The 23,637-nt window shown below is 29.7% G+C and carries 23 protein-coding genes; 7 read left to right on the forward strand and 16 right to left on the reverse strand.

What is annotated here, in order from left to right; translation table 11 throughout:
• Positions 1 to 315: 315 nt before the first annotated feature.
• The 7 genes from ACEG17_RS07410 to ACEG17_RS07440 all read left to right on the forward strand — a co-directional run bounded on the left by ACEG17_RS07410 (position 316) and on the right by ACEG17_RS07440 (position 7,795).
• Positions 316 to 2,655, forward strand: coding sequence for an endonuclease MutS2 (locus ACEG17_RS07410; protein ID WP_372583195.1), 2,340 nt, complete (start codon positions 316 to 318; stop codon positions 2,653 to 2,655).
• A 146-nt stretch (positions 2,656 to 2,801) separates the two neighbouring features.
• A complete protein-coding gene (locus tag ACEG17_RS07415) occupies positions 2,802 to 3,296 on the forward strand; it encodes a hypothetical protein (protein ID WP_372583196.1) in 495 nt (164 codons plus the stop codon).
• A gap of 57 nt (positions 3,297 to 3,353) precedes the next feature.
• The gene (cysS, locus tag ACEG17_RS07420) at positions 3,354 to 4,805 is read left to right on the forward strand and encodes a cysteine--tRNA ligase (RefSeq protein ID WP_372583197.1); all 1,452 of its coding nucleotides are present in this window, start codon (positions 3,354 to 3,356) and stop codon (positions 4,803 to 4,805) included.
• A gap of 24 nt (positions 4,806 to 4,829) precedes the next feature.
• Entirely contained in the window at positions 4,830 to 6,035 is a 1,206-nt protein-coding gene (coaBC, locus tag ACEG17_RS07425) for a bifunctional phosphopantothenoylcysteine decarboxylase/phosphopantothenate--cysteine ligase CoaBC (protein ID WP_372583198.1), read from the forward strand.
• A 68-nt stretch (positions 6,036 to 6,103) separates the two neighbouring features.
• Positions 6,104 to 6,337 (forward strand): DUF7336 domain-containing protein, encoded by a 234-nt coding sequence (locus tag ACEG17_RS07430; RefSeq protein ID WP_372583199.1) that lies wholly within the window; start codon positions 6,104 to 6,106, stop codon positions 6,335 to 6,337.
• A gap of 12 nt (positions 6,338 to 6,349) precedes the next feature.
• Positions 6,350 to 6,820 (forward strand): hypothetical protein, encoded by a 471-nt coding sequence (locus tag ACEG17_RS07435; protein ID WP_372583200.1) that lies wholly within the window; start codon positions 6,350 to 6,352, stop codon positions 6,818 to 6,820.
• Positions 6,821 to 6,859: 39 nt separating this feature from the next.
• The gene (locus ACEG17_RS07440) at positions 6,860 to 7,795 is read left to right on the forward strand and encodes a M23 family metallopeptidase (protein WP_372583201.1); all 936 of its coding nucleotides are present in this window, start codon (positions 6,860 to 6,862) and stop codon (positions 7,793 to 7,795) included.
• 88 nt (positions 7,796 to 7,883) lie between these two features.
• On the opposite strand, the gene aroC is transcribed toward ACEG17_RS07440, so the two are convergent.
• The 16 genes from aroC to ACEG17_RS07520 all read right to left on the reverse strand — a co-directional run bounded on the left by aroC (position 7,884) and on the right by ACEG17_RS07520 (position 23,587).
• Complete coding sequence (gene aroC, locus ACEG17_RS07445; protein ID WP_372583202.1) at positions 7,884 to 8,981, reverse strand: chorismate synthase; 1,098 nt, start codon at positions 8,979 to 8,981, stop codon at positions 7,884 to 7,886.
• Between the two features lie 27 nt (positions 8,982 to 9,008).
• On the reverse strand, positions 9,009 to 9,629 hold the full coding sequence (locus tag ACEG17_RS07450; RefSeq protein ID WP_372583203.1) for a Type 1 glutamine amidotransferase-like domain-containing protein: 621 nt from the start codon (positions 9,627 to 9,629) through the stop codon (positions 9,009 to 9,011).
• Positions 9,630 to 9,765: 136 nt separating this feature from the next.
• Entirely contained in the window at positions 9,766 to 11,058 is a 1,293-nt protein-coding gene (gene aroA, locus ACEG17_RS07455) for a 3-phosphoshikimate 1-carboxyvinyltransferase (protein WP_372583204.1), read from the reverse strand.
• A gap of 39 nt (positions 11,059 to 11,097) precedes the next feature.
• On the reverse strand, positions 11,098 to 11,628 hold the full coding sequence (locus ACEG17_RS07460) for a DUF2262 domain-containing protein (protein ID WP_372583205.1): 531 nt from the start codon (positions 11,626 to 11,628) through the stop codon (positions 11,098 to 11,100).
• A 43-nt stretch (positions 11,629 to 11,671) separates the two neighbouring features.
• Complete coding sequence (locus ACEG17_RS07465; protein ID WP_372583206.1) at positions 11,672 to 12,199, reverse strand: DUF2262 domain-containing protein; 528 nt, start codon at positions 12,197 to 12,199, stop codon at positions 11,672 to 11,674.
• 103 nt (positions 12,200 to 12,302) lie between these two features.
• Positions 12,303 to 12,839, reverse strand: coding sequence for a hypothetical protein (locus tag ACEG17_RS07470; RefSeq protein WP_372583207.1), 537 nt, complete (start codon positions 12,837 to 12,839; stop codon positions 12,303 to 12,305).
• 16 nt (positions 12,840 to 12,855) lie between these two features.
• Positions 12,856 to 13,632 carry a hypothetical protein gene (locus ACEG17_RS07475; RefSeq protein ID WP_372583208.1) on the reverse strand — a complete coding sequence of 259 codons (777 nt, stop codon included), beginning with the start codon at positions 13,630 to 13,632 and terminating at the stop codon, positions 12,856 to 12,858.
• A 94-nt stretch (positions 13,633 to 13,726) separates the two neighbouring features.
• Positions 13,727 to 14,818 (reverse strand): 3-dehydroquinate synthase, encoded by a 1,092-nt coding sequence (aroB, locus tag ACEG17_RS07480; protein WP_372583209.1) that lies wholly within the window; start codon positions 14,816 to 14,818, stop codon positions 13,727 to 13,729.
• A gap of 92 nt (positions 14,819 to 14,910) precedes the next feature.
• On the reverse strand, positions 14,911 to 15,513 hold the full coding sequence (locus tag ACEG17_RS07485) for a GNAT family N-acetyltransferase (RefSeq protein WP_372583210.1): 603 nt from the start codon (positions 15,511 to 15,513) through the stop codon (positions 14,911 to 14,913).
• A gap of 25 nt (positions 15,514 to 15,538) precedes the next feature.
• Positions 15,539 to 16,402 (reverse strand): prephenate dehydrogenase, encoded by an 864-nt coding sequence (locus ACEG17_RS07490; RefSeq protein WP_299573532.1) that lies wholly within the window; start codon positions 16,400 to 16,402, stop codon positions 15,539 to 15,541.
• 79 nt (positions 16,403 to 16,481) lie between these two features.
• On the reverse strand, positions 16,482 to 17,483 hold the full coding sequence (locus tag ACEG17_RS07495) for a tetratricopeptide repeat protein (RefSeq protein WP_372583211.1): 1,002 nt from the start codon (positions 17,481 to 17,483) through the stop codon (positions 16,482 to 16,484).
• Between the two features lie 22 nt (positions 17,484 to 17,505).
• Positions 17,506 to 18,525 (reverse strand): 3-deoxy-7-phosphoheptulonate synthase, encoded by a 1,020-nt coding sequence (gene aroF / locus ACEG17_RS07500; protein ID WP_299571387.1) that lies wholly within the window; start codon positions 18,523 to 18,525, stop codon positions 17,506 to 17,508.
• 896 nt (positions 18,526 to 19,421) lie between these two features.
• The gene (locus tag ACEG17_RS07505) at positions 19,422 to 19,661 is read right to left on the reverse strand and encodes a type B 50S ribosomal protein L31 (RefSeq protein WP_006806019.1); all 240 of its coding nucleotides are present in this window, start codon (positions 19,659 to 19,661) and stop codon (positions 19,422 to 19,424) included.
• 210 nt (positions 19,662 to 19,871) lie between these two features.
• Entirely contained in the window at positions 19,872 to 20,438 is a 567-nt protein-coding gene (locus ACEG17_RS07510; protein WP_372583212.1) for a hypothetical protein, read from the reverse strand.
• A 223-nt stretch (positions 20,439 to 20,661) separates the two neighbouring features.
• A complete protein-coding gene (gene rlmB, locus ACEG17_RS07515; protein WP_372583213.1) occupies positions 20,662 to 21,360 on the reverse strand; it encodes a 23S rRNA (guanosine(2251)-2'-O)-methyltransferase RlmB in 699 nt (232 codons plus the stop codon).
• A 637-nt stretch (positions 21,361 to 21,997) separates the two neighbouring features.
• Positions 21,998 to 23,587, reverse strand: coding sequence for a glycoside hydrolase family 57 protein (locus ACEG17_RS07520; RefSeq protein ID WP_372583214.1), 1,590 nt, complete (start codon positions 23,585 to 23,587; stop codon positions 21,998 to 22,000).
• Positions 23,588 to 23,637: the final 50 nt, after the last annotated feature.

The raw sequence follows: 23,637 nt of genomic DNA on the forward strand, positions 1-23,637 counted from the left end.
AATGTGAAAAAATTAAAAAATTGTTATAAATTTCCGAGATTTTAATTTTTCAGTAAAAGACAACTTGTTTGAGCTTTTCTAATGTACTTAAATTGATAATAACTTTATGAGATGAAAATAACTTTTGTTAAAAGCGAGTTTTGTCTTTTGCTGTAAAATTGAAATTCGAGAAGCCGGAGTGCAGAGGTATGGCGACTGATACCTCTGCTTAAAATAAACTTTAATATAAATAAAAAAGAAAAAATTATAGAGTATTTTATTGAAAAACTATAAGGATAGGATTTAAAAATAGGAAAGAAAGAAAAGAGGAAGAAAATGAAAAAAAATTATGATGTATTAGAATTTTATAAAATAATTAATGAACTTATTAATTTATCAAGATTGGAGAAAACGAAAGAAAAGTTTCTGGATATTGATATTATAAAGGAAAAATCAGTTTTAGATAAGGAACTTATGCTTATGATGGAGATGATTGACTTTTATAAGTATGATGACGGACTGGAACTTGCAGGGCTTGCAGATATTACTAAGATGATGAATTCTATTGATATTATTGGGTCTTATTTGAGTGCTGAGGATTTGGCAGTTCTGAAGAAGAATTTGACGATTTTTAGAATTTCTAAAAGCAGGGCTAAGAATGTCAGGGATAAATATAGAACGATTTGGAATCTGTTTAGTGATGTTGAGGAAGTTAAAGATATTGAGAACTTTATTTCAGAAGCAATTAATGATGAAGGAGTATTAAAGGATGAGGCTTCGATTGGACTTCGTGATGTGAGAAGGCAGAAGCAGAATATTAATGCGAATATTAAAGAAAAATTTGATGAGCTGATTTCTAATAAAAGTACGCAAAATGCGATTCAGGAAAGAATAATAACACAAAGAAACGACAGATACGTAATTGCTGTAAAGACAGATTTTAAAGGGCTTATTAAAGGAATAGAACACGATAGGTCTGCAACAGGAAGCACAGTTTACATCGAGCCTTTAAATATTGTTTCATTAAATAATAAATTGCGTGAATATGAGGCTCGCGAGCGTGAGGAAATTAGAAAAATACTGCTTAGAATTACAGAACTTGTAAAAACTAAAAAGGAAGAAATTCTGGAAATTAAAGAAATTTTGGAAAGACTGGACTTTATTGATGCAAAAACAACTTATTCAGTTAATAAGAAATGTATTGTTCCGAAAATTATTAACAAGGAATATTTGAAACTGGTTGAAGCAAGACATCCGCTAATTGATGAAAATACAGTTGTACCAATTAATTTTGAACTTGGAAATCCTGAAAATATAATGCTTATTACAGGGCCTAATACTGGAGGGAAGACAGTAACATTGAAAGTGGCTGGACTTCTTACAATTATGGCATTGTCTGGTATCCCAATTCCTGCGAATGAAAAAACTGAAATTGGATATTTTCACAATGTACTGGCTGACATTGGGGACGAACAAAGTCTTGAGCAAAATTTATCCTCATTTTCAGGGCATGTGAGCAAAATAAAAGATATAATTGAAAATGCAAACAGTAAATCACTTGTATTAATGGATGAATTGGGAAGTGGAACTGATCCAATGGAAGGGGCAGCTTTTGCAATGGCAATCATTGATTACTTGAACAAAAAACACGTAACTTCAATAATCACAACCCATTACAGCGAAGTAAAAGCATACGCCTTTAACACAACAGGAATTAAAAGTGCCTCAATGGAATTTGATGTGGAAACATTGTCTCCAACGTACAGACTGCTGGAAGGAATACCGGGAGAAAGTAATGCCCTTATAATTGCAAGAAAATACGGAATTAGTGAAGAAGTAATTGAAAATGCAAAAAGTTACATAAGTGAAGACAATCAGCGTGTCGAAGAAATGCTAAAATCAATAAAGGAAAAAAATGATGAGCTGGAAACAATGCAGGCACAATTAGAAGCAACAAGAACTGAACTTGACAAGCAAAAAAGCATTTATGAGCAAAATATGATAAAACTTGAAAATGAAAAAAATGAAATTATAAAACATGCCTATGAGGAAGCTGACAATTACTTGAAAAACATGCAGGCAAAAGCCAAAAACCTAATTGACAAAATTAACAGCGAGGAATCTAAAAAAGAAGATGCCAAAAATGCTCAAAGAAGCCTGAATATGCTACGTGAATCATTCATTACAGATAAAAAGAAAAATGTAAAAGAAAAGAAAGTTGTTACTCAAAACGTAGATTTTGCTGTTGGGGAAGAAGTGCTTGTAAAAACAATGAACCAAAATGGAAAGATTTTAAAAATAATGCCAAACAACCGTATTCAAGTGCAAACTGGAATATTAAAGCTGGTTGTATCAACTGACGACATTGTAAAAATTCAAAAGAAAAAAACAAACAAATTCAAAAACTTCGCCTCATTAAAACGAACTTCCCAAGTACGAGGAGAAATCGACTTGCGTGGAATGAATGCCGATGAAGCAATCGCTGAACTAGAAACATACATGGACAGAGCAATGCTCACAGGCTATCACGAAATCTACATAATTCATGGAAAAGGAACAATGGTACTAAGAAAAAAAATCCACGAATACCTAAGAACTTCAAAATATGTAACAGAATTTAAGGATGCCAATCAGAATGAAGGTGGAATTGGGTGTACAGTGGCTACTTTGAAGTAGGACATTTGATTTAAAGAACTTTGGCTATGAAAATGTTATTACAGGATGTCTTAATATTGAGAGAAATATCTGAAGATTTTGATTTTCCAACATTGAGAAATTTTTTAGTTGAGAGTTTTAAATAATGTAAAAATCGAGGTTTAATTATGGGAAAAGTAACTATAATATTTTTATTATTTGGAACATTGCTTTTTTCAGAAAATTATCCAAAAGAAAAAATAATACAAATTATTGAAAAAAATGAAAAATATGAATGTATTCCTGATAAAAAAGTAAGAAAAATTGGATGGGAATTAAATGGACAATCTTTTATTGGGCATTTAGATGAAAAGGATGAACAATATGGAGAGTTTAGGGAAGCAGATGATGATACTCTTAGAGAATGCCGTTTAGAAGATGAATATATTAATTATTATAAAAATCGATATTTTTATAAGGAAAATAAAAAAATATCATTAATTATCAGTTATGGTGAGAAAAAAGATAACATTCAGTTAATATTAAAAAATGAAAAAAATATAAGAAAAGTATATTTTTTTGAGCGAAAAGGCAAGAAATATAAAAAGAAAAATTTGATAATAACATTTGATCCAGCTATTATCTTTTATCCTAATGATTTAATAAAAGAAAAATTGGAATAACTAAAATTAAATGAACCTAAATAAATTAAAAGTTTTCAAAAGTAGGGAGAATAAAAAATGAAACTTTACAACACAATGACGAATAAAATTGAAGAATTTAAGACAATAGAAGAAAATAAGGTAAAAATGTATGTTTGCGGGCCTACTGTCTATAATTACATACATTTGGGGAATGCGCGTCCGATTGTGGTTTTTGATACGTTGGCACGGTATTTTGAGCATAAGGGGATGGAAATTGAGTTTGTGCAGAATTTTACGGATGTGGATGATAAAATTATAAATAAGTCTATGGAAGAAGGTACTTCTGCGAGTGAGGTTTCAGAAAAATATATAAAATATTTTTTTGAGGATATTAGCAAGCTGAATATTCTTGAGAGCGTGAAAAGACCTAAGGTTACTGAGAATATGGCGGAAATTATTGAGATTATTCAAAAATTAATTGATAATGGGTTTGCTTATGAGAAAGATGGGGATGTTTATTTTGAAGTGAAAAAGTATAAGGATTATGGGAAATTGTCGAATCAGAAAATTGAGGAGCTGGAACTTGGGGCTAGGATTGATGTCTCAGAAATTAAGAAAAATCCAGTAGACTTTGCACTTTGGAAGAAAAAGAAGGATGGGGAGCCATTTTGGGAATCGCCTTGGGGACAGGGACGTCCTGGATGGCATATAGAATGTAGTGCGATGGCAAAAAAATATCTAGGGGATACATTTGATATTCACGGTGGCGGACAAGATTTAGTTTTTCCGCATCACGAAAATGAGATTGCTCAAAGCAAGTGTGCTTATGACGGAAATTTTGCAAATTATTGGCTTCACAACGGATTTATTCAGATAAATGGCGACAAGATGTCAAAATCGCTAGGAAATTTCTTTTTGCTTCGTGAAATACTTGAAAAATTTTCTGGAAATGTAGTAAGACTTTTTATTCTTAGCACTCATTACAGAAAGCCAATTAACTTTTCATTCGAGAATATGGAGGATACAAAAAAAGCCTTGCAAAATATTGTAAAATCAATGAATAAATTTGAAAATATTGTTGAAGAATATAAGAATGAAAAAATAGAAAGTGTTAAAAATTCAGAGTTTTCTCAAAAAATTGATGAATTTGATAAAAAATTTGAAGATGCGATGGATGAGGATATGAACACACCGCAGGCATTAGCGACTATTTTTGACCAAATTAGGGAAACAAATAAACTTATTTCCACAAATGAAAGTGAGTTTTCCACAATTTATTATGAAATAAAAAAATCTTACGATTCTTTGAAGAAGAAAATAAAAAATGTATTTGGAATAGCACTTGAAGCGGAAAATGCTGTGAAGGAAGAAGATGGAGAAAATATGGAATTGACAAAAAAATTAATTGAATTGCTGATAAAATTACGAAGTGAGGCAAGAAGTGAGAAAAATTTCAAGTTATCTGATGAAATTCGGGATGAGTTGAAGAAACTTGGCGTGGAAATTAAGGATAATAAGGATGGAAGTACAGATTATAATTTATTGTAATTTTTGATTTAAAAAGAGGGAAAAATGAAAAATATTTTAGTAGGAGTTACAGGAGGAATTGCAGCATACAAATCGGCTGGAATTGTATCGCTTTTGAAAAAGAAAGGATATAATGTGAAAGTTGTGATGACTGAAAATGCTACAAAAATCATTGGACCTTTGACTCTTGAAACTTTATCAAGAAATAGGATTTATGTGGATATGTGGGACAGCAATCCGCATTATGAAGTGGAGCATATTTCACTTGCAGATTGGGCAGATATGGTTTTGATTGCACCTGCGACTTATAATATAATTGGAAAAGTTTCAAACGGGATTGCAGATGATATGCTTACGACAATCCTTTCTGCTGTTTCGGTAAGAAAGCCAGTATTTTTTGCCTTGGCAATGAATGTGAATATGTACGAAAATCCGATTTTAAAAGAAAATATTGATAAACTCTCATCTTTTGGGTATAGGTTTATTGATGCAGAAGAAGGTTTGCTTGCCTGCAATTATAGTGCAAAGGGGAGAATGAGCGAGCCAGAAGATATTGTCGATGAAATAGAAAGATACAGTATTTTTTCAAAAATAGAAAATTTTGATACTGCACTAAAAGGCAAAAAAATTCTTATAACAAGCGGACGAACAAAGGAAAATGTTGATCCAATCAGATATTTGTCAAATAATTCAAGCGGAAAAATGGGATATTCACTTGCTCAGGCAGCTATTGATATGGGAGCAGAAGTAACATTAGTTAGTGGGCCTACGGACTTAAAAATTCCAAATGACCTTAAAAATTTTATTTCTGTGGAATCGGCGTTGGAAATGTATGAGAAAGTGGATGAGTATTTTAAAAATACTGACATTTTCATAGCTTGTGCGGCAGTTGCAGATTACAGACCAAAGGAATACAAAAAGGAAAAAATAAAGAAATCTGATTCAGATTTGGTTATGGAATTGGTTAGAAATCCTGATATTTTGCTAGAGATGAGCAAGAAAAAAGAAAAACAGCTATTAGTTGGATTTGCCGCAGAAACTAATGATATAAGGGAAAATGCATTAAAAAAGCTGGAAAAGAAAAATTTGGATATTATAGTGGCAAATAATGCGTCTGTAATGGGCAGCGATGAAAATGTGATTGAGATTATTAAAAAAGATAGGACTTCGGTGGAAATTAGTCAGAAAAGTAAGATGGAGCTGGCTTATGATATTTTGAGTGAAGTTATTTTTGAGTTGAAAAAGAGATAAAGTTTTTTGAAATTATGAATGTGTAGATTTTTATAAGTTCATTGATTTTGTAAAAGGGAGAATAAATTATGAAATCTGAAAAACAAAAGATAAAAAAAGTGTACATGTTGTATCATAGAGATGAAAAGGATGTCGATAAATTAATAGGATTTTTTTCAACAAAGGAAAAGGCATTGGAAATTGTTGATAAATGGAAAGAAATGAAAGGTTTTAGGGATTTTCCTGAAGGATTTAAAATTAAAACCATGATAATTGGGAAAGATTACTACACAAAAGGGTTTAAATCTAAAAGCCTTAAATAATTAGGAGAAACTATGGAAATATGGATTTTATCACATGGATATGATTATGGAGATGTCTATGATAAATATAAGTGGAATGACGAAGCAAGGTTTTTAGGTGCCTATTATACAAAGGAAGAGGGATTGAAGGCACTGGAAAAATATAAAAAAATCAAAGGATTTTGTTCACATTTGGATGGGTTCTGGCTAGAAAAATGTCATTTGGATAAATACGCTGGATGGGAAGGCGGTTATGTTACTTATTATAAAGAAGATGAGGTAAAAATTGATAATTCAAAAAATCAAAAATTATATGTACTTTCTCATTTTTATTATACTGATAAAGATAAAATAAAAGAAAAACATCGAATTTTATCAGTATGTTTGTCAAAATTAGAAGCTAGGAAGAAAATAAAGGAATATCAGAAAATAGAAGGATTTTCTTCACATATTTCTAATTTTTACATTGAAGAATATATTTTGGATGAAGAAAAAAATAAATAAAAGAAGGAGAGGCTATAAAAATTTAGCAAATTAAATGTTATGGATAATGAAAATAAGAATTTAGACAATAAAATTGAAGAAAAGCATGAAGTGAAAAATTCAAAATTTAGCAAGAAAAAAGGGATAATTTGGGGAATAATAGCTTTATTAATTTTAGGGATTATTGTTTTCGGAATGATGTTTAGCAGAAAAAATATTAGTTCTGGGAAAAATATTGTGAATGAAGAGGAAGATGACAAAATTTTTAGGATTAATCCAGTAAAAAATCCGCAAGTTACCTATTATAATTTTCGTGGTGAAGTTTATCCTGACTGGGCTAAATTTGGACTTACTCGAAGTAACGGAGCGAGAGGACATCAAGGAATTGATATTTTTGCATTGCCAGGGTCAGATGTTTATGCTGTGCTGGATGGTAAAATTGTGGATATGTATGTGGATAAAACTGGATATGGATTAAATTTCTACTTGGAAGTCGATCCAAAGGAACTTGAAAAAATAAAAAGAAAAAATTATAAACCTAAAGAAAGTGCAAGAGAATGGGCATACAGCCCAAATTATGATCCTAATACAATGCAAGTAAAATACATTAGATATTGCCATTTAAGTGAAGTGAATATAAAAATCGGAGATACAGTAAAGGCTGGGCAAGTGATTGCCAAAACAGGTACAACTGGAAATGCAAGTGGAACACACGCTCCTCATCTGCATTTTGAGATAGCCTTTGAAATGAGAGGAAAAGGACTTATAAACAGAGTTGATCCAGAAATGTACTTTAAAATAAAAAATGGAGACAAAATGACAAAACAAGAGATAAATGTCCAGACTGAAGCAGCTAAAACAGAATGGTTTGAAACAAAGGGCTATGATACTGGATTTAGAGATAAAAGTATATTTTTAGAAAATAAAAGTACTCTTGAAAATGATAAAAAAACAATTATTAAACATAAAATAAAACAAAGAAAAAAATTTAAGTAAAAAATTAAAGCAAGTGGCTAATATTCTAACCTCTTGCTTATTTTTTATTTTCTACGATAATTCAATATCAATTTTTTTAATAATATTTTTACAATCCTCTCTTTTTCCCTTCCAAAATTCTATCCAAAATTACAATTGCCGTAGCCGCCTCCAGTACTGGCACTACTCTCGGTACTATTATTGGATCATGTCTTCCTCGTACTTCTAAAATATCATTTTGCTTTGTTTCAAGATTTACAGTTTTTTGTGCTTTTTCTATTGAAGCTGTGGGTTTTATTGCCACCTTGAATGATATTGGCATTCCAGTCGTTATTCCACCTATGATTCCACCGTTATTATTTGTAAATGATTTTATATTTCCTTTTTCATCGTAAAACATCTCATCATTTGCTTCGTACCCTGTCATTTCTGTAATTCCAAAGCCTGCTCCAAATTCTATTCCCTTTGTAGCTGGCACCGAGAAAATCATTCTCGAAAGTTCGCTTTCCATTGATTCAAAATATGGATCTCCTATTCCCGCAGTAAGTCCTGTAACCATAAGTTCTACAATTCCACCAAGTGAATTCTTTTCTTCCCTAGTTTTTTCTACAGCCTTTTCAATTTTTTCTACAATTTCCTCATTCAAGACAGGTAAAGTCATATTTCTGAGTTTATTAATATTTTCTTCTGTAATATCGCTTTCCACAAAATCTCTATCTTCAATATCCTTTACCGATTTGATGTGTGCTGCAATTAAAATCCCCTGCTCCTTCAAAATTTGTTTTGCAATTGCTCCAGCAAATACCAATGAAGCTGTTATTCTCCCAGAAAAATGTCCGCTTCCACGAATATCATTAAATCCGTTATATCTGTTAAATCCGCTCCAGTCTGCATGTCCCGGTCTTGGCTTTCTTTTTAATTCACTGTAATCCTTTGAACGCTGGTTTGAATTTCTAATAATCATCGCAAGTGGCGTTCCTGTAGTTTTTCCATCAAAAAATCCGCTCAAAATCTCAAATTCATCCTTTTCCACTCTAGGTGTTGTCAATTTTGATCTTCCTGGCGCTCTTCTTCTCATTTCCTGCGAAATAAATTCCAAATTTAGCTCCGTTCCTGCCGGAATTCCGTCAATATTTACTCCCAATGCACTACCATGTGATTCACCAAAAATTGATATTTTATAATTTTTTCCAAAATTTGCTGCCATTTTTTTTCTTTCTATTTTCCCACATTTTTATTTATCATCATTTTTTACAACAAAATCTTTTCCATTTACAAAAACTGCCTCACTATTGCTTATTGGAAGTAAATTTAATTTACTTCCATAAATTTTTATAGTTTCTTTTGTACTTTCGACAAATGGAAATTCATTATTATGTGGCACAATATAAAAATCTGTAATATTCATTGCTTCATAATTATCCAAATCAGGAGCAATTTCCTTATTATCCATTATCTGAGTGTATTCTATATTTTTAGAAGGAATAATCGCTCCAGCCGATTCTCCTATATAAAGCATTCCATTTGATATTTTGTCTTTGATAGTATCTAAAATTTTTTTACGTTTTAGTTCCTGCAATAGATAAAATATATTTCCACCTGATACATACAAAATTTTTGTATCTTTCAATATATTTTCTATTTTTTGTTTTTCTGTTTTTGAAATATCTAAAATATTTATTGAAAATCCCAATTTCAAAAATGCTTGCTTAGCTTCGTCTACATATCCTTTATAATCTTCAGGGTTTGAAGCAGTAGGAACAAACGTAATTTCTTTTTCTGGTACATCTTTTAAAAATTCTTTCACTAAATTTTTCGTTCCTGCTAAATATGATGTCAAAAATAATTTACTCATATAAATTCCTTTCCTAACGGTCTCAATAAAATTTAATTAAATTTTACATCCGCATATTCTATTAATTTTCTATCTCATTAATTTAGATTTTACCATTTTTAACTTATTTATCAATTATAAATAAATTTTATCTTTCTTAGCAATCTTTCTCTATTTCTCCACCCATTTTCACAAAATCATCCCAAAAATGCGGATAAGATTTTCTAACACTTTCAGCCTCTTCCAGAATTATTTCCTTTTCACATCTTGTCGAAGCAATCGCAAGCGACATTGCAATTCTATGGTCATTCCATGCATTTACTGTAACTCCACCTTTAAATCCTTCTACACCTTGAATTATTAAACTGTCCCCTTCCTCAGCTACATTCGCTCCGAGTTTATTCAGTTCTGTCTTTATTGAAGTTATTCTATCTGACTCCTTTATTCTAAGTCTTTCCCCATTAATAATTCTAGTTTCCCCTTCACTCAAGGCTCCTAATACTGTCAAAATTGGCCCAATATCAGGACATTGCGAAATATCAATTACTGTTCCTTTAGTTTTAGAAGGTCTCACAAGTACATAATTATCGAAAATCTCGATATTTGCTCCCATTCTTTTAACAATTTCTATTATTTCCCTGTCGCCTTGTAGCGAATTCTTATTCACATGCAGACATTTCACTTCATTATCCTTATTTGCAGAAATTATTCCAGCCACAATCCAAAACGCCACTTGCGAGTAATCCCCCTCAACAGTATAATCAAACGGCCTATAAATTTGATTTCCCTTTATATCAAAACTCTTATAGTTATTGTTCACAATCTCAATTCCTGCCAGTTTCAATATTTCCAATGTCAAATCAATATATCCCTTAGACTCCAAATTCTTATTAATAGTCAGCTTTGAATCTCCGTCCAAGAGTGGCAAGGCATACAAAAGTCCAGTAATAAACTGTGAACTTATATTTCCATCAATTTCATAATTCCCTGCCTTCAATTTTCCATTTACTGTAAGAGGCAATTTTCCATTCTCATTTTTATAAAAAATTCCCTGCTTATCAAAAATCCTATAATACGAGTCAAGCGGTCTGTCTACTAGTTTCCCTTTTCCATCAAAAATCAGTTCATTTTCATCTGTAATCCCAATCGGTATCAAAAACCTGATTGTAGATCCCGATTCATTACATTGCACATACTTATCCTTTGGAATGACTTTTCCGCCATTTCCAATAATTTCAAGAGAACTTTCCTCTTGATTGATTTTCGCTCCCCAGTTTTCCATAATATCCGTTGTTGTTGTAATATCCACCGAGAACTTCAAATTATCAATCTTTGACTTCTTCCCGCCTTCAGCTAATGCAGCCGCAATCACCGCTCTGTGCGAATAACTTTTAGATGGTGGAATTTCTATTTTTCCATTTAATATGCTTGGTTTTATTTTTATTTTCATAAATTTTTTCTCCTTTTTATTCATTCTACTTTAAAAATTTTATCCTACTTCACCATCACAATTCAACTCTCCATTAATATTTCCACTTAACATAATAGCATGTCCAAGAAAAAATATGTCATTGTCATAATAAAATGCTGTAAAATCTCCATCAGCAGTTACCCATAAACCTTGCAAATAAATACAACTTCTAAATACTCTTTCAGGAACTATTTCTCTCTTCAATTCTTCAATTTCTTCCTCTGATAATTCAATCTCTGAATTTTCATGAATATTCTCAATAAATTCTTCCAATTCTTCTTCATCGTCAACACAAAGCCAATCCATAACTCCGTCTTTCCCATAATCACTTACCAAATCTTTCATTTTTGTGTCCCATTCTTTTTGATTGAGATACATAATTTTAAATTGTTCAACCGCCTCTTTAACTTCCTCTACTTTTTTCTCTTCATTCCAATCACTCTCAATTCCACCATCAAAACTCACACTTATTTTTCTCCCAAGCCACTCAACTTCAGTTTCAAAATTTTTTATTTCTCCAAAAATTTCATCTATAATTGCTTTACACACACTAATCCTCCACTTTATTATTTTTTTATTTCATAAAATTATCCTACAATTTCGCTTTATATTTAAACTCCCCACTAATATTTCCCATTAATTCAATCCCATGGCCTGCAAAAAACACTTCATTATCATAATAGTACACCGAAAAATCTCCATTAGAAGTTATACGCACCCCTTCAAGATAAATCCCATTTTTAAAAACTTCTTTTGAAACTTTCAGTTCTTTTAACTCTTCCTTTTCTTTTTTCGTAAATTTAGAATTTGAATTTTTTTCAAGTATTTCTATCATTTCATCAACATCTTCCTCATCTACTGAAGAAAACCAATCTTCCGCTAACCAATGCAAATCTTCCACAATTCTATCCCTTATTCTCTCATCCCGTTCTTTTTGATTGAGATACATAATTTTAAATTGTTCAATTGCCCCTTTAACTTCTTCTACTTTTTTCTCTTCACTCCAATTATGCCCAATTCCATCATCAAAACTCACACCTATTTTTCTCCCAAGCCACTCAACTTCAGTTTCAAAATTTTTTATTTCTCCAAAAACTTCATCTTTTATAGCATCACTCATATTAGTCCTCCATTTTATTCTTTTTTAATCCCAAATAAATTCATCAGACACTGTCTGACGAATTCCATTTTTTGAATAAACTATATAAAATCTAATTTCCCTCTTAATTCTCCTTACTCATCTGTTCCTTTTTCTCAGCTTTTATAAAAGCAACTACAGATACAATCGCAACTAAAATTATCCAAACCCAATCTTTATATATTTCACTACTTATTTTAAAAACTCCCATCCACGAATAAGATAAACCTTCTAAAAATGGTAGATTTTGTTCTCTTTTTAAATAATAAGCTACCAAAACTACATCAACAAAGTATACTGCAATCATGGAAAAAATTGTAATTACAGGAATTCCTTTTGTAATATCCCTCATTGACAAAGCCTCATATTTTGGATTTAGCAAATTTTCATTTTTAGCATTTGCTCCAAATTTACTTTGACGTATAGGTTTGGCAATATTTTTACTTTCTGTCTCTGTCTTTTTAATTTTTATTCCAAATATCCAGCCAAAAAAAACTATAAAAAATATAATTATAGAAATTATTTTATATCCTAAAAAAATCATCGAAAATCCTAAGCAAATCATAACTGCAACAATAGAACTTAACCCTGCAAATAAAATTCCATTTAAATATCTCTTCATAAATAATCCCTTTCATCTAATTTTTATTCAGTTTTTCTATTAAAAAGACTAGCAGATTTTCACAGAAAATCTCCATTTCATTTCCAAAAGCTAAAATAATATTATTATTTAAATCCTTTACAAATATCACTCCATCTGCTACACCAATTATATATTCTTCCCAGTTATATATTTCATCATCAAATGTAATATTTTCTTTCGAAACTTTTATTTTCTTTAAATTATCAAAATTCTCAATTTGCTTCTTGTCTGAGAAAAGACTGAAACTCAATTTATGTGATTTTCTAAATGAAAATTCCTCATTTCCTCCATTTTCAATATTTTCTAATGCACTCGGATAATTCTGTTTTACAAAATCTTCTTGAAATAAATCAAAAGCATCTTTTCTATATCCGCCTGCATTGATTTTTTCCCACTTTCCTTCGTTAGATTTGAAAAAAATGGCTGTAAATGTATTTCCCACCATGTATACTTCCTTTGAAAGAAAATATTGCAAATTTTTATAATAATTTTTTTCATTTTTTCCTACACTAAAACCATCATCGTAAAAATAAATGTTTGGATATTTCTTTTTATAATACGAAAACACAAAGAAATCTACTATACCCAATATAATTAATAAAACTATAAAAATCACAACAGTAGAAATATAAAAATTTCTGCTAATTTCAACTGTAAATAATAAAACTACTCCTATATTTAATACCAGCAAAGAAATTAAAAATTTTGCTGAATTAAAAATAATTTTTAACCAGTTCGCCTTTTCCACTTTTTTAAAATTTTCCTGTAACATATTTTTTCACTCCTTCACTATTTCAAATAGGTCAGACACTGTCTGACCTTTTCAGTTCCTTTACTTAACTATTTTCATTTTTACAACCTAAAATTTACTCAAAAATCTCCTTTTCCCCAATCTTCATAATCTTAACTTTCCCAATTTCCTTTAGAATTACAAAATTAATTCCATCACTTGTACTTTTCTTATCTCTTTTCATAATTTCAGAAATCTTGTCTTTCGGATATTCAATCTCAGTCGGTAAATTCAATGCCTTCAACAATTTTTCAATTTTTAAAAATTCATCCTTTTTAGTAAACCCTTTTTTCTCCCCAATTTTTGTAATGTCCATCATTCCAGCAGAGATTGCTTCTCCATGGGAGTATTTCTCATAATTTGTAAACTGCTCTATTGCATGTCCGATAGTATGCCCAAAATTCAATATCATTCTCAAATTGCTTTCCTTCTCATCTTTTTCCACAACTTCCTTTTTTATCTCACATGAACGGTAAACAATCTCATTCACATACTTCATCAGATGCTCACGTAATTTCTGTTTATAATTTTCATCATCATAGGAAACGCCTACTGTTTCTACAATTTCCACAAGTCTGTCAAAAAACTTCTTATCATAAATACATCCATATTTCACAATTTCAGCAAATCCGTCGTAAAAATATCTGTCTGTCAATGTATTCAAAAAATAATTGTCAATTAAAACAAGTTTCGGCTGATGAAACGCCCCAACAAGATTTTTCCCTTCAGGCAAGTCAACTCCAACTTTTCCTCCAACACTGCTGTCAACCTGTGAAACAATCGTCGTCGGTATCTGTATAAATCCAATCCCACGCATATAACTGGCAGCTGCAAATCCGGCAATATCTCCAACAACTCCGCCACCAAATGCAACAACCATATCCTTTCTCGTAAGCCCTGCATTTACCATTGCAGAATAAATTCCTGGCATTATCCCAATATGCTTATTTTTCTCTCCAGCTTCCAGCACATAAATTGCATAATCAAAGCCTTTAAACATCTTCTTATATTGATTCCTATAAATTTTATCCACATTAGAATCAGTAATTACAAATAATTTTTTGCCATTATAAATTTTTTCGATATATTCAGGAAATTTCTCAAAAAAATTTTTTCCAATTACAATATCATAAGAATTTTCTCCTAATCCAACATTCAATATTTCCATAATTTTCTCCATTTCCTCTTCTTTATGTGTATATTAAAATATAGCAAAACCATTAAATTCTGTCATTTAAAATGATTTTACTATATAAATTTTTATTTCAAATTATATCTTTTTTCAAGTTCCCTTTTTATATAAACCGACTGAAATTCTTCTTTTAACATATCCATTATAATCACATCATAAGTTTTTCCCATAATCTCAACTGCTTTACGCAATCTTCCAACTTCCTTAAAACCAGCTTTTTTATATAAATTATAAGCTGCTTCGTTATATTCAAATACACTTAATGATATATTTCTCAAATTTAAAAATGAAAAGCCATAGTCAAGTATTAATTTTACAGCTTCTATTCCATATCCTTTTCTTTGATAATTAGAATTTCCAAGCATAATTCCCATTGTTGCCGTACGATTTAGCAAATCTACTGAATTAAATCCAATATTTCCCAAAAGATCATCATTTTCAAGTAGCCTAACAGCAAACATTTTTTCTTTTTTTACTGAAATTAAAAATTCCTTTTCACTTTCGAAATCTATGATATTAGTATAAGAAAGATAGCCCAAACCAACCGAAACTTTTATATCATTAACCATTTCAGCGTATTTTTCAACATCATCAAGAGAAATTGGCGAAAGATAAACATTGTCACCAACTAATGTTTTTAAATATTTTTTATTTTCAAAATTGTTTTCCATTTTATTCCTCCTGAATCAATTTCCTTTAGTCAATCTTTTCTCGCCGTTTTGTTGAAATTATAAATTTTTCCTTTAAAGTTCCTAAATCATTATCATTCAATGCATCTTTTATTACATCTAGCTCTCTTTCAAACTGCTGTATCATCTTTAAGAGATTTTTTTTATTACCTATAAAAAGTTCTGCCCACAAATCCTCGTTTATTTTCGCAATTCTCGTCAAATCCCGATAAGAATCCCCAATAAAACGATTCGTATCGTACTTTTCACTATCACTATTTACAAGCGAAACCGCAATTGCGTGGGTAAGCTGGCTCGTAAACGCAATAATCTCATCGTGTTCCTGTGCCGTAAGAAAACTGACTTTCTTAAAACCCATGCATTTTACAATTTCTGAGAACAGTTCTAGATTTTCTTTTTTATTTTTTTCATCCTTAATAATTATATAATTGGCATCTTTAAACACTCTACTATCTGCAAAATCAATCCCACGTTTCTCACGTCCTGCCATAGGATGTCCAAAAATGAAGTCAATATTTCTTCCACTCTTCTCAATAATTGGATCAATATCTTTAATAATTTTCTCTTTAATTCCAACAACATCCGTAATTATGGCATTTTCCTTAAAATAATTAATATTATTCACAAAAAACGACTTCATCAAATTTGGATAAAGAGTAATTACCACAAAATCTGACTTTTCCAAAGGTTCTTTAGTTTCTAGAAATCCTTTGTTTATAATATTTTTCTCTTCTGCCTTCTTTATCGTTTCCTCATCAATATCAATTCCATAAACAGTCTTAATACCAATTTCCTTAAAACTTTGTGCAAAAGCTGCTCCAATTACTCCGAGTCCTACTATTGTTACTGTTAAATTTTCTATTTTTTTCAAAATTGTAAACACCCCTTTTTACAAATTTTCTTATAAACAGCTACTTCAATTTAAATATTATATGAAAAATATCAAAATTTTAATTATTCCACCAGCTTTTATTTTGCTTTTCCAATTTTTTCATTTCCTCTGTTCTTCCTTGCGACTTATAAATTTCTATTAACATATTTCGCTCGTATGTTTTACCATCAGTTGCATGCTTAAATGCCATAGAATTTTTATACGCCTTTTCAGCTTCAATAAAATTACCTTGTAAAAAATACATATCTCCTATTCTAATCCAATAATCTCTAGCATCAAATTTTTGAGTTTTATTCGATATTTTTTCTATTGCCAATTTGTAATACTTTATGGCATTTTCATAATTTTGAGTTTTATAATCATACATTTGGGCTAATGAAGCATAATCAGGTTGATAGTCTTCTAATTCAATTAACTGTAAATAAGTTTTTTCTGCTAAATCATATTTTTTTAAACTTACATAAGAATATGCTAACATTCTCAAATCTCTAACATCACCTGTTTCCTTATAATTATTTTCATATTCTTGTAATTTTTGTTCACCAAAACTTTTATCTTTCTTCTGTCTTTCTAAAGTTTCTTGAGCTGGTTTATATCCTTTATCAGCAGCTTCTTTTAACAATTTATTTCCTTTTTCATCTTGTTTTATCCAAATATAAAATTCTCCCAGATCATTTAACGCTTTTATATCACCAGATTTTATTAATTCATTATACCGTTCAATAATTTTTTCTTCTAATTCTTTAGTTTTCTCTATATTTACTTTTAAAACTGAAAGCACTATTGAATCTCTCCAATACCTATAGAATGAAATAATTTTTTCTTTTGTTTCTCTACTATTTCCTAAGTTATTATTTTCTTTTTCATATTTTAATAATAATTTTTCAGATTCTTCAAATTTTCTATTTCGCAAATAATAATCACTTAATTTTAACAGTGAATCCTTATCTCCTTTTTCAATTTGCTTTAAATATTGTTTTTCTTCTTTAGTATAAGTTTCTTTAGAAAAAGAATTAATCGAAAAAATTAAAATTAGTAATAATAGCCATTTTCCTTTCATTTTTTACAACCTTCTAATAAATTTATTTAAAACTTTTCCCCAACACATTCGCAATCTTCTCCACATCCTGCATCAAGTCATCAAACACTTCAAATTTCAATGATTGAGGCCCATCTGACAATGCCTTGTCTGGCTCAGGATGTACTTCTACCATTAATCCATCTGCTCCAACAGCAATTCCTGCCATCGCAAGAGGTTTTACCATCCAGTATTTCCCAGTTGCATGAGCTGAATCTACAATTATTGGCAAATGTGTCAATTTTTTAATCATAGGTACTGCATTCAAGTCTAATACATTTCTGTATGCTGTTTCATAAGTTCTGATTCCTCTTTCACAAAGAACTACATTTTCATTTCCGCCAGCCAAAATGTATTCTGCCGACATTAACCATTCTTCAATTGTTGCACTCAATCCTCTTTTTAACAGTACTGGAATATTTGTTTTCCCAACTTCTTTCAGCAAATCAAAATTTTGCATATTTCTCGCACCTAACTGAATCATATCAAGATGTGGACCAAATTCATGCAATTGAGCAATTGACATAACTTCGCATATTATTGGAAGTCCTGTTTCTTCTTTTGCTTTTTTCATCAATTCAATACCTTCCATCCCTAATCCTTGAAAGGCATAAGGCGACGTTCTAGGTTTAACAACTCCACCTCTTAAGATATTTGCTCCAGCAGCTTTTACAGCTTTTGCTGTATCAATAATTTGTTTTTCGTTTTCCACAGAACAAGGTCCTGCCATCATCACAAGGCTATTTCCCCCAATTTCTACATTTCCCACTTTTACAATAGTGTCTTCTGGTTTAAATTTTCTACTTGCTCTCTTATAAGGCTCTTGTACTCTTTGTACATCCAGCACATAATCTAGCGACTGGATATGTTTTATATCGATTGTGCTGATATCTCCAACTAATCCTAAAATTGAATATTCTTTGCCATTAATTAATTTAACACTCACATTATTCTCCGTTTCCAATCTATTTACTAAATTTTCCAAGATTTTTTCACTTATTCCACCGTCTACTTTAATAATCATCATTTTTTCTCCTATCTTATTTTTGATTTTTTATTTATAAAACTTTTTTTGAATAAATTTCAAACTATACCACAACTACAGCTTTTCCGTTATAAATTACCATAAAAACATCTCATTATCCGCTATTAACACTTCATATTCTACTTTTATGCTAACTATAAAATTTGCTAATTGTAGCTTTATTCTTAATTTTTTACAAAGCATATTCTCGTACACTTTAATATTTTCCTAAAATTTTTTGTAAACTTACTTCGCATTTTTAAATATATTTGCTTCAAAAATAACTTCTTCAAAGTTAATTCCTTTGTATTTCATAATTTTCTTGCTCTGAAACTCAAGTAACTATATTTTACCTTTTTTATGTATTTCCTAATTTTTTAACTAAATTTTTGTAAAAAAAAACTCTCTTAAAACAACTTTAGGAGAGGATAATATTTATACATAATATTTATTTCTACATTTTACGATACTTTAATAGTTTATTCACATAGTTAAAATTTATAAAATTTACTTAAATAAGTCAAAATTACAAAAATATTTTTAAATTATCAAGCAATTATTATACTTTAAACCTCTACATCCAGCAATTACACTTAATTAATCTCAAATCTTATATTTTTTCAAAATTACTTAAAATCAATTAACTATAAAATCTCTATTCTTTTGTAAATCCTTCAAATCTTCAACACTACTACTTTTTTAAACTACTAAATTACCTTTTAAAATTTTTATTTTTCAATAAATTTAATCTCCTACTATCCTGCTATCCTACTAATTATTTCATATATCATAACAAATATTAAATATATTGTCAACCATTAAAATTATATTAACAGAAAAATCAAGTTAAATAAAAAACAGAGAATAAGTTATCCCTGTTTTCAATATTTTCAAAATTATAAGTTGTATTTTTTCTTAAATTTATCAACTCTTCCAGTTTCATCAACAAATTTAGATTTTCCAGTATAGAATGGGTGAGAAGTTGAACTTGTTGCAACTTTTATTACTGGATATTCTTGCCCTTCAAAAGTTGTAGTTTCTTTAGAAGTTTTAGTTGATTTTCCTAAGAATTTTTCTCCGTTACTTGTATCTTCAAATACTACAAATCCGTATGATGGATGTAAATCTTTTTTCATAATTGCCTATGCTCCTTTCTATTTATAACTATGATTATTTTCAATATTTCATATAATAATACCATATTTTTCTTTAATTTTCAAGTCTCGATATTGTAAAAATTTAGAGGAAATATTAAGATCCTATTTTTCTATATTTTGAAAACATTCAATCACATCTTCAAGCATTTATATTACATTTTTTCAATTTTACAATTAATCGGCTCTTTTTTATTCATCCCAAAATAATTCATCTATTTTATTTTTTATCTCCATTATTTTACTAATTTCTGCCAAAACTTCCTTATTTTCTGGCAATATATCTTCATAAGGCAAACTTATCATTATATCATCCATTACTTTTTTGCTCCCAAATTTTTCAAAAAAGATATGAATATTTCCATCATCAAATAAATACTCCCCAAAAAATTTATCTTCTTCATATTTAAAATTCAAATTTTTATTGTTTCTTTTAAGATATTTCCTTATTTTAGGAAGAACTGTCTTTATTTCATCTCCCACTTTTATACTTTCCCGATTATTCAAGTACAATTTTTCCATACAAAAAGTCAAAGATTGATTCTCTGGTTTTTTAAGATTTTCAACAAAAAAATATAATGAATAGTATATTTTCAATCCTTTATATATCAAATCTATTGATATTGTTATTTTATCATCACTCAATTTCATTTCTACTTCTTCAGGTACAGAAAAAATTTTCATTATTTCCTTTAAAGATATTTTTTCTATCCCATTGATTCCATAAGTATTATTTAAAATATATTTTTGCTTTTCCATTAAAATTCTCTCCTATCAAACATTTTTTATTAATTATTTGTAAAAGTCTAAAACTTCTAATAAATACAATATTTTTATATTTTTATTTTTCTTACTTTTCTCTATCCTCTGCCAAAGAATCTTGACCTCTTATTATTATAAATAAAATACTTTTTTTTCGGAATTTTATAACTTTTACTTTTATATTAACTAACTTTTTTCAATGAGAAAATTCCAAATCTTACTATTTCGACATCTCCGCCAATATTATTCCTCCAGCCACAGATACATTCAGCGAGTTTATTTGGCCTTTCAAGTGTATTTTTACAATCTTGTCGCAATGTTCCTTTACTTTTTTACGCATTCCATTTCCTTCGCTTCCAAGTACAAGACATGCTTTTTCTGGGTAATTTTCCTCATAATAATAATTTTGCCCGTCAGCTTCTGCACCGTAAACTGTAAAACCATATTTTTTTAATTTGTCAATCGTATCAGAAATATTGGTAACTTTTACAATATCCACATGCTCAATTGCTCCTGTTGATGATTTTACAACTGTTTCTGTAACTTTTACACTATTTCTATCCTGAATAATAATACCATCCACTCCAAAGCACTCTGCACTTCTTATAATCGCCCCAAAGTTTCTTGGATCCTGAACCTGATCCAGCACAACTACTCTTGACTTTTCTTTTCTCAAAAGCTTTTCCAAAAACGCAGAAAAATCCACATAATAATCAAATTCCGAAACAAGTGCCACAACCCCTTGTGAATTTTCAGTCCGTCTATCAGTATAAAAAATCTTTATATTCCTTCTACTTGCCAAATTCAATATTTCCTTGATTGTTTCTTTCTTTATCTTCTTATAAATTTCCAGTTTCTCAATATTTTTATCTGATTTCAATACTTCAATTACTGGATTTATCCCTATTATCTTCTCCATGCTTTTCTCTCTCTCTTTCTATATTATCTATTAAAAATTTTTTTCTAGTATTAATTTCTATTTATTAAATTATTACTTTCAAATTATTTTGATTGCTATTTCCCTTTGTTTTGCAACAATGATTATATATATTCAAATAATCATAATAGCAAAAGTGCTACGCATTATCCCTGACTTATCTGAGTTTTTTTGAAATAAAAAATAAACAAAATTTGAATCTAAAAAATATCTGTTATAAATTTCCGAGATTTTAATTTTTCAGTAAAAGATAACTTGTTTGAACTTTTCTATCTTTCTTAAATTTATAATAACTTTATGAGGCTAAAATAACTTTTGTTAAAAGCGAGTTTTGTCTTTTGCTGTAAAATTAAAATTCGAAAAGCGGAGATGCAAGGGCATGGCGTCTGATGTCCTTGCTTAAAATAACCTCAAAAATAAAATTTTAAAAATAAAAATTATTAATAAAAACAATCTAAATTTAGAAAAAATAATTTTTCTCTTTTAAATATATTTTATACTAATTTAACCTCAAAATCAAATAAAAATATTTATCAATTTAATTAATATTAAAAAGGAATGCTCTTATAAAAAATTATAAAAAACATTCCTTAAATTATATTAATTTTTATTATTTAAATTATAACCAGTCACTTCTATACATTCTGTATTCAATTTCAGGAAAGATATTATCTCTACTTTCGATTTCATTTATCCATCCTTCATCTAATCTTCCGTTTTTGAAATCTTCATAAATTTTGAACAATCTATGGACATGATCACTTATTTTCTTGTGAGCATAACCAACCATTGTTCCTGTATACATTATAAATTCCCAGCAAGAAGTCTGTGCCATCAATAACTCTCTTGCGGCTTGATTCAATGCTCTGTATTCTAATTCGTTGTATGGTTCTCTTCCGTTTGCTAATTCTATCATTTTTTGTGCTGCTTTATGTAAATGTCTGTAGGCGTAATCATTTGAGCTATCTATCCAAACATCATAATAGCCGTTTGCTCCCCAGCTTGACATGCTTACGTCAACTATTTGATTTGTAGGATATAATTCTAAATATTTGTATGGTGTTATTGTAGAAAAATTAGATTCTGCTATTGCTCTGAATACCCATTCTAGGAATATTGGCCCTTCATACCACCAATGTCCGTATAGTTCGGCATCATAAGGTGACACTACAATAGGTTTTCTGTATTTCATTTTTGAAGCGAGATATTCTATTTGTTTTGAACGGTTGAAGACAAAGTTGTAGGCGTGTTCTTTTGCCCTTTCTGCTGCTGCCTGTGGATTATAAACAGCTTTATAGGTTCCTTTTTTATCTGTTATCGCATGGTATTTTATTCCAATGTTTCTTCTTACTCCATCGCTATGCAAATAAGGTTTTACAAGTTCATAATCCAGTTCGTAACCAGCATCCTTGTGAAATTCACGGTAAAGTACGTCTCCTGGATAACCTGATTCAGAACTCCAAACTTGCTCTGACGACTCTAAATCTCTTGCAAATGCAGCTACATAGTTTTTTGTGTAGACTGGTGAATAAATACCATAAACTGGACGTGGATTACTGTGCATAATTCCATGTGCATCCACTAAAAAGTATCTTATTCCATGTTTTTCAAGGAATTTATCCTGTCCTGGATAATAAGCACATTCAGCTAGCCAAATTCCTTTTGGATTTCTTCCAAAGTTTTTTATGTAATCTTTTTTTGCCATAAAAACTTGAGCATTTACTGCTTCAGGATAATCTTTCATTACTGGCAAAAATCCGTGCGTTGCTGTAACTGGAATAATTTCAAGATTTCCTTGATTTTGAAATTTTCTAAATGCTCCTACCAAATCTCTATTGTATTTTTCTTCAAACACTTTCTTTGCTCTTGTATTAAACCATAGATTGTGTTTTGCAACATTTAGCATATCGGGATATGGACTCAGTCTTTCCACTTCTTTTTCACAAAATTCAATCAATTTGTCTATATGACGAATATATCTTTCTCTTAATAACTCATCATTTAACATATTTACAAGTGTTCCAGACATTGTGATTGTTATATTCCAAGGAATATTATCCCTTGTCAAGCTTTCAAACATTTCTAGTAGAGGAACGTATGTTTCTGTAATTGCTTCATATAACCAATCTTCTTCCAAAAATTCTTTATACTCTGGATGTCTTACATATGGCAAATGCGCATGCAAAACAAGACTAAAATATCCATTCATAATTCTTCCTCCATACGTCTAAAATTCTTATATATTATATTTATACCATA

This window comes from Leptotrichia hongkongensis (genome assembly GCF_041538065.1).
Lineage (GTDB): Bacteria > Fusobacteriota > Fusobacteriia > Fusobacteriales > Leptotrichiaceae > Leptotrichia > Leptotrichia hongkongensis.

Coding starts and splice junctions, on each gene's coding strand:
- ACEG17_RS07440 (WP_372583201.1), top strand. CDS start 6,860: ATGGATAATGAAAATAAGAATTTAGACAATAAAATTGAAGAAAAGCAT.
- ACEG17_RS07430 (WP_372583199.1), top strand. CDS start 6,104: ATGAAATCTGAAAAACAAAAGATAAAAAAAGTGTACATGTTGTATCAT.
- ACEG17_RS07505 (WP_006806019.1), bottom strand. CDS start 19,661: ATGAAAAAAGATTTACATCCATCATACGGATTTGTAGTATTTGAAGAT.
- ACEG17_RS07485 (WP_372583210.1), bottom strand. CDS start 15,513: ATGGAAAACAATTTTGAAAATAAAAAATATTTAAAAACATTAGTTGGT.
- aroF (WP_299571387.1), bottom strand. CDS start 18,525: ATGATTATTAAAGTAGACGGTGGAATAAGTGAAAAAATCTTGGAAAAT.
- ACEG17_RS07435 (WP_372583200.1), top strand. CDS start 6,350: ATGGAAATATGGATTTTATCACATGGATATGATTATGGAGATGTCTAT.
- aroA (WP_372583204.1), bottom strand. CDS start 11,058: ATGAAAATAAAAATAAAACCAAGCATATTAAATGGAAAAATAGAAATT.
- ACEG17_RS07465 (WP_372583206.1), bottom strand. CDS start 12,199: ATGAGTGATGCTATAAAAGATGAAGTTTTTGGAGAAATAAAAAATTTT.
- ACEG17_RS07510 (WP_372583212.1), bottom strand. CDS start 20,438: ATGGAAAAGCAAAAATATATTTTAAATAATACTTATGGAATCAATGGG.
- cysS (WP_372583197.1), top strand. CDS start 3,354: ATGAAACTTTACAACACAATGACGAATAAAATTGAAGAATTTAAGACA.
- ACEG17_RS07415 (WP_372583196.1), top strand. CDS start 2,802: ATGGGAAAAGTAACTATAATATTTTTATTATTTGGAACATTGCTTTTT.
- ACEG17_RS07495 (WP_372583211.1), bottom strand. CDS start 17,483: ATGAAAGGAAAATGGCTATTATTACTAATTTTAATTTTTTCGATTAAT.
- aroB (WP_372583209.1), bottom strand. CDS start 14,818: ATGGAAATATTGAATGTTGGATTAGGAGAAAATTCTTATGATATTGTA.
- ACEG17_RS07520 (WP_372583214.1), bottom strand. CDS start 23,587: ATGAATGGATATTTTAGTCTTGTTTTGCATGCGCATTTGCCATATGTA.
- coaBC (WP_372583198.1), top strand. CDS start 4,830: ATGAAAAATATTTTAGTAGGAGTTACAGGAGGAATTGCAGCATACAAA.
- rlmB (WP_372583213.1), bottom strand. CDS start 21,360: ATGGAGAAGATAATAGGGATAAATCCAGTAATTGAAGTATTGAAATCA.
- ACEG17_RS07410 (WP_372583195.1), top strand. CDS start 316: ATGAAAAAAAATTATGATGTATTAGAATTTTATAAAATAATTAATGAA.
- ACEG17_RS07470 (WP_372583207.1), bottom strand. CDS start 12,839: ATGAAGAGATATTTAAATGGAATTTTATTTGCAGGGTTAAGTTCTATT.
- ACEG17_RS07450 (WP_372583203.1), bottom strand. CDS start 9,629: ATGAGTAAATTATTTTTGACATCATATTTAGCAGGAACGAAAAATTTA.
- ACEG17_RS07475 (WP_372583208.1), bottom strand. CDS start 13,632: ATGTTACAGGAAAATTTTAAAAAAGTGGAAAAGGCGAACTGGTTAAAA.
- aroC (WP_372583202.1), bottom strand. CDS start 8,981: ATGGCAGCAAATTTTGGAAAAAATTATAAAATATCAATTTTTGGTGAA.